Origin of the sequence: uncultured Mucilaginibacter sp., assembly GCF_937859865.1 — a bacterium.
Taxonomy (GTDB): domain Bacteria; phylum Bacteroidota; class Bacteroidia; order Sphingobacteriales; family Sphingobacteriaceae; genus Mucilaginibacter_A.
In genome coordinates, this window is record NZ_CALMAT010000146.1 from 20,678 (window position 1) to 27,803 (window position 7,126).

Here is a 7,126-nt window from a genome sequence, read left to right on the forward strand (position 1 = left end):
TTTTAGCATCCCTTTTTTATTTAAATTTAAAAGTAATTTAAGCCAAAGCGTACAATTCTTCCTGTTGCTTTTTAACGGCCTCGCTGTTGATGAATTCATCATAACCCATTAGTTTATCAATGCTGCCACCTGGCGTTAGTTCTATAATCCGTGTTGCAACCGTTTGGGTCAACTCATGGTCGCGGGAAGTAAACAAAATCGTTCCGCGGAAATCTTTCATGCCATTATTTAAAGCCGTAATAGATTCCAAATCCAGGTGATTGGTCGGCTCGTCAAACAATAATACGTTGGCTGCCTGCAACATCATCCGTGAAAACATGCAACGCATTTTTTCGCCGCCGGAAAGTACTGTTGATTTTTTCAATACTTCTTCTCCCGAAAACAACATCCGGCCTAAAAACCCGCGGATAAATTGATCGTCTTTTTCACCTTCCGAGTATTCGCGCAACCAATCAATCAGGTTTTCATTTTTACCTTGAAAATATTCCTGGTTATCAATTGGGATATCAGCCGTTTTTATCGTAACGCCCCATTTAAAAGTTCCAGTGTAATCGGTATCGCGGCCGGTCAAAATATCATAAAAAGCAGAAGTGGCCAGACTGTTTTGAGAAAGCACCGCAATTTTATCGCCTTTGCCAACCATTAAATTAACGTTAGAAAAAAGCACTTCGCCGTTTGATACTTTGCCCAGGTTTTCGATCTGCAGAATCTGATCGCCCGCTTCTCTGCCTAAATTGTTAAATAAAATGGCCGGATATTTACGGTTGGAGGCTTTAATTTCATCAATATTAATCTTGTCCAACGCTTTTTTACGGCTGGTTGCCTGTTTGGATTTGGAAGCATTGGCGCTAAAACGGCGAATAAATTCCTGCAGTTCCTTCACGCGGTCTTCCGTTTTCTTGTTTTGGTCTGATCGTTGTTTCAAAGCCAACTGGCTGGATTCGTACCAGAACGAATAATTGCCGGTGTAAATGGACATTTTAGCAAAATCAATATCCACAATGTGCGTACAAACGGTATCCAAAAAGTGCCTATCGTGCGAAACTACCAGAACGATGGCTTCATAGCTTGCCAAAAAGTCTTCCAGCCAGGCAATTGTGTTGATGTCCAAATCGTTGGTCGGCTCATCCAGCAACAAAATATCCGGGTTGCCAAACAAAGCCTGCGCCAGTAACACGCGTACTTTCTGGTTTCCGTCCAGCTCTTTTAATTGTTTAAAATGTAATTCTTCTTTGATGCCCAGGTTGCTCAACAAAGTTGCCGCATTGCTTTCGGCGTTCCAGCCATCCATTTCGGCAAACAAGTTTTCCAACTCGCCGGCACGCTCGCCGTCTTTGTCGGTAAAATCCTCCTTCATGTAAATGGCGTCTTTTTCCTTCATCACCTTGTACATTTCCTGGTGGCCAATCAAAACGGTTTCGATCACCGAAAATTCATCAAACTCGTAGTGGTTTTGTTTCAAAACGGCCATCCGTTCGCCGGGCGTAAAACTGTAAGTTCCGCTGGTTGGGTCTATTTCTCCAGACAAAATCTTTAAAAATGTGGATTTCCCTGCACCGTTTGCACCGATAATGCCGTAGCAATTGCCCTGCGTAAACTTGAGGTTGACGTCTTCAAAAAGCGTGCGTTTGCCGTAACGTAAGGAGAGGTTGGATACCGTAATCATATTGTACTAATTGTGCTGCAAAGATACAGGTTATCAGCAGGAAAATAAATGTAAACCAGCTTTTTATTGATGCTTCTTTTACCATACTTTTTTAGGTGCTTAGTTTTATAAAACTTATTGTTTACCCATGAAGTTAGGAGAAAATAGGATTTTTAATGCAAAGCGGAAGCGCAGCCATGCAATCCAAAGGGAAAAAGATTTTAAAAGCAATGAAATAACAGCTATGCTTCTTTTACCGGTAAAAAAACAGTGTTACATCTTTTATTTCTCCCTCCTTTAATCATACAACGCATTTTTATAAATACATTTAGCTTTTGCTTGATTATTAAAATTGATTCTTGGCCATGATAAAACCTTTTGAGTGTTCTATAAGCAAAGCTGCTTTAGATGATTTAAAAACAAGATTGATTAATACCAGATGGACTTATCAAATCGGACCGGATGGAGTACAGGTTCCAGTCTTGCGTATATGAAAGAGTTGGCAGCCTATTGGACGGATGAGTTTGACTGGCAAAAGGTAGAAGATCAAATCAATTTTTACCCCAACTTTTTAACTGAAATAGACGGAAAGCAAATACATTTTATCCATGTTAAAGGTAAAGGCCGCAAAAGTATTCCGCTGCTAATAACCCATGGCTGGCCGGGATCGTTTTTGGAAATGCTGAAAATTATTCCATTGCTGACTGATCATCAAGACTTTTCTTTCGATGTAATTATACCTTCTTTACCGGGGTTCGGGTTTTCTGAAAAAGTTACCGCTACCGGATGCAACAGTAGGTATGTTGCATCTTTGTGGTATCAACTAATGCAGCAACTGGGTTATAAGCAGGTAGGTTTGCAGGGCGGTGATATTGGTGCTGGTGTAAGCACGGCCTTCGCTTTACAATATCCCGAAGCTACCCTCGGTTTAATGTTAAATTATATCCCCGGTTCTTATCAACCTTTTTTAAAAGAAGGTGAGGTTTTTACAGCAGAAGAACTGACTTATAAAAAATATATAGCAGACTGGTTTGCAAAAGAAGGCGCTTATGCCCATTTGCACAGTACAAAACCACTTACACTTGTTTATGGACTAAATGATTCGCCGGTAGGGTTATGTGCCTGGATGCTGGAAAAATTTTATGCCTGGAGCGATTGTAACGGTAACTTAGACAGCATTTTTACCAAAGATGAGCTATTGGGAAACATTACCTTGTATTGGTTTACAGAAACCATTCATTCATCGGTTTATATATATTATGAAAATAGTAAATCACCATTAGTTTTCGGAAAAGAAGATTTTGTAAAATGTCCGGTTGGCATTGTTAAATTCCCAAAAGAAATTTCATTTCCGCCCCGTATTTATGTGGAAAGAGGGTACAACGTTACCTATTGGAACGAACATCAACAAGGAGGCCACTTTGCAGCGTTGGAACAGCCTGAGTTACTCTCAAAAGATATTATCCGTTTTTTCAAACAAATAAATGTCTGAAACCAGCATCATTTAATGATCTTCTAACTTTGATTTCTATCCGATCCAAGTAATAGAAATGCTTCTTTTACCCATAAAAAATTGATAAAGCCCAAATACTTTCCCCAAATTTTATCTTTGCGGCGTTTATAAAATTATAAAACGCAAAACATGGAAATCGCCGAAGGTTTATTGTTTGCCTTGCTTTGGGCGTCGGCCACCGTTGCCACCAAGCTTGCATTCCATTCCTGCGATTTGTTTTTGCTCACTTTCATCCGGTTTATAACCGTGAGTTTGGTTTTGATGGGCTACACTTACCTTATTAAAAATAAAACCAGCCGTTTTCCTTCCAAAACCGAATTTAAAAAGCTGTTTATTTTGGGCGTTTTGAATGTAACCATTTACATGTCGGGCTATTTAATCGCCATTAAATACGTTTCGGCAGGATTGATTAGTTTGATAACGGCTGTAAACCCTTTGTTGCTCATTCTTTTTTCGGCGGTCTTTTACAAACGAAAACTAACGCCGTTTGAAATCACCGGAATTGTAATTGCCCTTTCCGGACTGGTATTGGCTTCTGTGCCAAACTTGTACCATAGCCATGCTACGTTACAAGGGATTTTGGCGCTCATTGCTGGTATCATCGCGCTTTCTGCCGGTAGTATTTATTACGCCAATTCCGGTTTAACGCTCAAAAAGATGGAAGTAAATACCTGGCAGATCACCATCGGCGGTATACTGTTTTTACCGGTAGTTTTGTGGAATGGTTCAAACAACTTTTTAATTCCCGACCTGCGTTTCTTCCTCAGCATCACCTGGTTAATCGTTCCGGTTTCGATTGTGGCCTACGCGATGTGGCTTTACCTGTTGCAGAAAGATTCGGTAAAAGCAGGTTTATGGCTTTTTTTAACGCCCGCTTTGGGTTATTTCATGGCCGTAATCATCCTCCACGAAAAAATTACGGTTTACGGTATTGCCGGAAGTTTGCTGGTGGTAAGCGGTTTGTTGTATTCACGGAGAAAAAAAGTTGCAGTAGCCGTGCAAACGGTAGAATAACAATGCTTCTTTTACCGGCATAAAATTGGTGAACTAAAACTTCAAATCTTTCCTTAACATCTCTGCAACTTTAGCCACGCCAACCGTTGCTTTTTCTTCCACTTTGATCAAATTTTGAACAGAAGAAATCGCCGGGATTTTCGGGTCAACAATGTATTTCGGCGTTTCGTCCGGCACATAATCCAACAAACCAGCCGCCGGATAAACCGCCAGCGAAGTGCCCACCAGCATAAAAACTTCCGCTTCAGTACAAATCATGGCCGCCTTTTCAATCATCGGCACCGCTTCGCCAAACCAAACCACGTGCGCCCGCAACTGCGAACCCAACTCGCAAACCTCGCCCATTTTTATTTCCCAGCCATTGATCGAGTAAGTTAAATTCGGGTTTTTGCTCGATTGCGAACGCGTGATCACGCCATGCAAATGCACCACGTTGGTTGAACCGGCGCGCTCGTGCAGATCATCAATATTTTGGGTGATAACCGTTACATCGAAATCTTTTTCCAGCGTAGCCAAAGCAAAATGAGCGGTGTTTGGTTGCGCATCCAATACGTTTTTGCGGCGTTCGTTGTAAAAAGCTTGCACCAGTTCCGGGTTTTTGCGCCAGGCTTCCGGCGTGGCCACATCTTCAATGTTATAACCTTCCCAAAGCCCATCGCTGTCTCTAAACGTTTTCAAACCGCTTTCGGCACTAATGCCTGCGCCTGTTAAAACCACTAATTTTTCCATGTTTAAAAATTATGGTAGAGACGTTGCATGCAACGTCTCTACAAATAAATGCCGTCTCTATGATTAATAAAACGATGATAATTTGGGCGTGCCCCTGCGGGTCGGGCTATCCGCTCCAAGTCCTCGCTCGTACCTCGCTCCGGGCTTTCCGCTGCTATCCCTCACGCGGCAAAGCGCCTACCTTTCTATTTCAAATACATGGTAGAGACGTTGCATGCAACGTCTCTACCATTCAACGCCGGAAATTGACGCTTCGCCAATTCAAAGCCGCCAAACAAAACAAAGCCATAAACAAAGTTGCCCAACAACAAACTCCGCTCGAATGGAATGGCGGCAAACAACGACTGGAAATAACCAACGAAGCTTTTGTCATACAAAGTTCCGTACAACCAAGGGTCAATATCGGTCAGCAGCCAATGCACCAAAACAGCGGCCAGCGCAGCCAAAACTACATTTACAACATTAACTTTAGGCAATTTTGTGCCGATAAAAACCATCAAAGCAAAGCTTACATAAACCCAAACCGAGCCGGCATAAAACCAGGCAAAATGATGGAAATACAAATAGTTGATCAGCAAATCGCTTAAAAACAAGGTGAGCAAAGGCACCAAGTAAGCCTTCTTTTTATCGGTAAAATAAGCGCCGCCAAACAAAGAAACCGCACCAACCGGCGTAAAATTGGCCCAAAAGTTTTGGTTATCTAAATGGATAAAACGTGCCGCGGCAGCCAGCAAAATCATTAAAATGAGTACACTGTTGCGAATATTAATTTTTTCTAAAGACATTACAGATGCTTCTTTTATCGTGCAAAAATACTTATTGTTAGTTGAAGTTGAAACTTACGCCTGCATTGAAATTGGCGCCCATTGTGTTGTAACCGTAAATTTCCTGGTAACGTTTATCCAAAATATTATTGGCGTTTACAAAAACTTTAACCCTGCCGTTAATGCCGTATTGCACGTAAGCATCCAGCAATTGGTAAGCCGGCAAAACCACATTAGTTGGATAATTGTAATCGCCGCGCTGGCCGTAACTTCTAAAATTGGCACTTACATAAAGTTTACTTGTTGCCTGCACAGCGACTTGCAAACCAAAAGATTGTTTCGGGCGGCGCAGCAAACCATAAGTGTTGATGTTGTTTCTAATCGCCGTTCCATCAACAAAACTGTAAAAACCAGTCAGGGTTAAAATTTTGTATTTGTACGATGGCTCTACTTCCAAACCCTGGTCGTTCTCTTTGTCAAAATTTTCGTAACCTTTGGCCAAATAAACAATGGCATCCGTCAGTTTCCGGCGGAAAGCGGCAACACGCAAATTAAAACTGTTGTCCAACAAAGCCGTGCTAAAACCAGCTTCGTAATTGGTAGATTTTTGCGGCTTTAAATCAGGGTTTGCGCCGTAAGGGCCAAACAATTCTGTCAGCAAAGGTGCTTTAAAAGCACTGGAAACGGTTCCGAACAGAATCAGTTTATCTCCAACCAAATTGATGGAAGGCGTAAAATCATATGTAAAATTATGGCCGTAAGTATTGTGTTCGTTAAACCTACCGCCGCCTTCCAAGTTTAAAAAACCGGCAATTTTATTAACCGAAAGCGAACCATAAGTGCTGAACAAATTGGCATCCGGCGTAACGTTAACTGCACCAATTTGCTTGATCTGCGTGTAGCGGTTGTCCACGCCCAAAAGTAATTTTATGTTTTCCGTAAAATCATGGTTGTAATACAAATCAACCAAATGCAACCGGCCAATGTTGGACGACGGATAGCTCGATTCGTAATAAGCGGTGTTATTGGTATAACCGTAATTTAAGTTGAAACGATTTTTCACATCCAACTGATATTGAGAAGTTAAACCCGTGTTGTAATAGCGGTTTAAGCTTTGGTTGGGCGCATCGGCAAAAGCACCATTATCATATTTGTAAGAACCGGAAGTGAAGCGAAAAAAAGGACTGATGCGCAGACCAGGAGCAGCTTCCACAGAAAAATTAGCGTTTAAGGCCGATTGATTGTAACCGTCTTTATCAAACGTGCCGGTGTTGTTTTTGTCTGCCGCTTCGCTAATGCCGTCGGTCTGGTCGTGCGTATAACTTACGTTGTACGAAAACTTGTCCAACGATCCGTTAAAACCCACCGTTTGCTTTTGCGACCCGTAACTGCCGCCGGTCAAATTTCCGTAAACACCAATGCCTTCCGGTCCGCCTTTTTTGGTGATGATGTTGATGACAC

The 7,126-nt window shown here is 41.8% G+C and carries 6 protein-coding genes; 2 read left to right on the forward strand and 4 right to left on the reverse strand.

From position 1 onward, the window contains the following. Positions 1-37: 37 nt before the first annotated feature. Positions 38-1,666, reverse strand: coding sequence for an ATP-binding cassette domain-containing protein (locus Q0192_RS15800; RefSeq protein ID WP_299290874.1), 1,629 nt, complete (start codon positions 1,664-1,666; stop codon positions 38-40). 418 nt (positions 1,667-2,084) lie between these two features. Between Q0192_RS15800 and Q0192_RS15805 the strand changes: the two genes are divergently transcribed. Both Q0192_RS15805 and Q0192_RS15810 read left to right on the forward strand, forming a co-directional pair. After that, positions 2,085-3,137, forward strand: coding sequence for an epoxide hydrolase family protein (locus Q0192_RS15805; protein ID WP_299290876.1), 1,053 nt, complete (start codon positions 2,085-2,087; stop codon positions 3,135-3,137). Positions 3,138-3,287: 150 nt separating this feature from the next. Continuing rightward, on the forward strand, positions 3,288-4,172 hold the full coding sequence (locus tag Q0192_RS15810; protein ID WP_299290878.1) for a DMT family transporter: 885 nt from the start codon (positions 3,288-3,290) through the stop codon (positions 4,170-4,172). A gap of 33 nt (positions 4,173-4,205) precedes the next feature. Here the strand turns inward: Q0192_RS15810 and Q0192_RS15815 are convergent, their stop codons facing one another. From Q0192_RS15815 to Q0192_RS15825, 3 genes are all read right to left on the reverse strand, one after another. After that, a complete protein-coding gene (locus Q0192_RS15815; protein ID WP_299290891.1) occupies positions 4,206-4,901 on the reverse strand; it encodes a Sir2 family NAD-dependent protein deacetylase in 696 nt (231 codons plus the stop codon). A 185-nt stretch (positions 4,902-5,086) separates the two neighbouring features. Then, complete coding sequence (locus Q0192_RS15820; protein WP_299290893.1) at positions 5,087-5,686, reverse strand: DUF6580 family putative transport protein; 600 nt, start codon at positions 5,684-5,686, stop codon at positions 5,087-5,089. 37 nt (positions 5,687-5,723) lie between these two features. After that, positions 5,724-7,126: TonB-dependent receptor (locus tag Q0192_RS15825; protein ID WP_299290895.1), on the reverse strand; the 1,403-nt coding region annotated here is incomplete at its 5' end.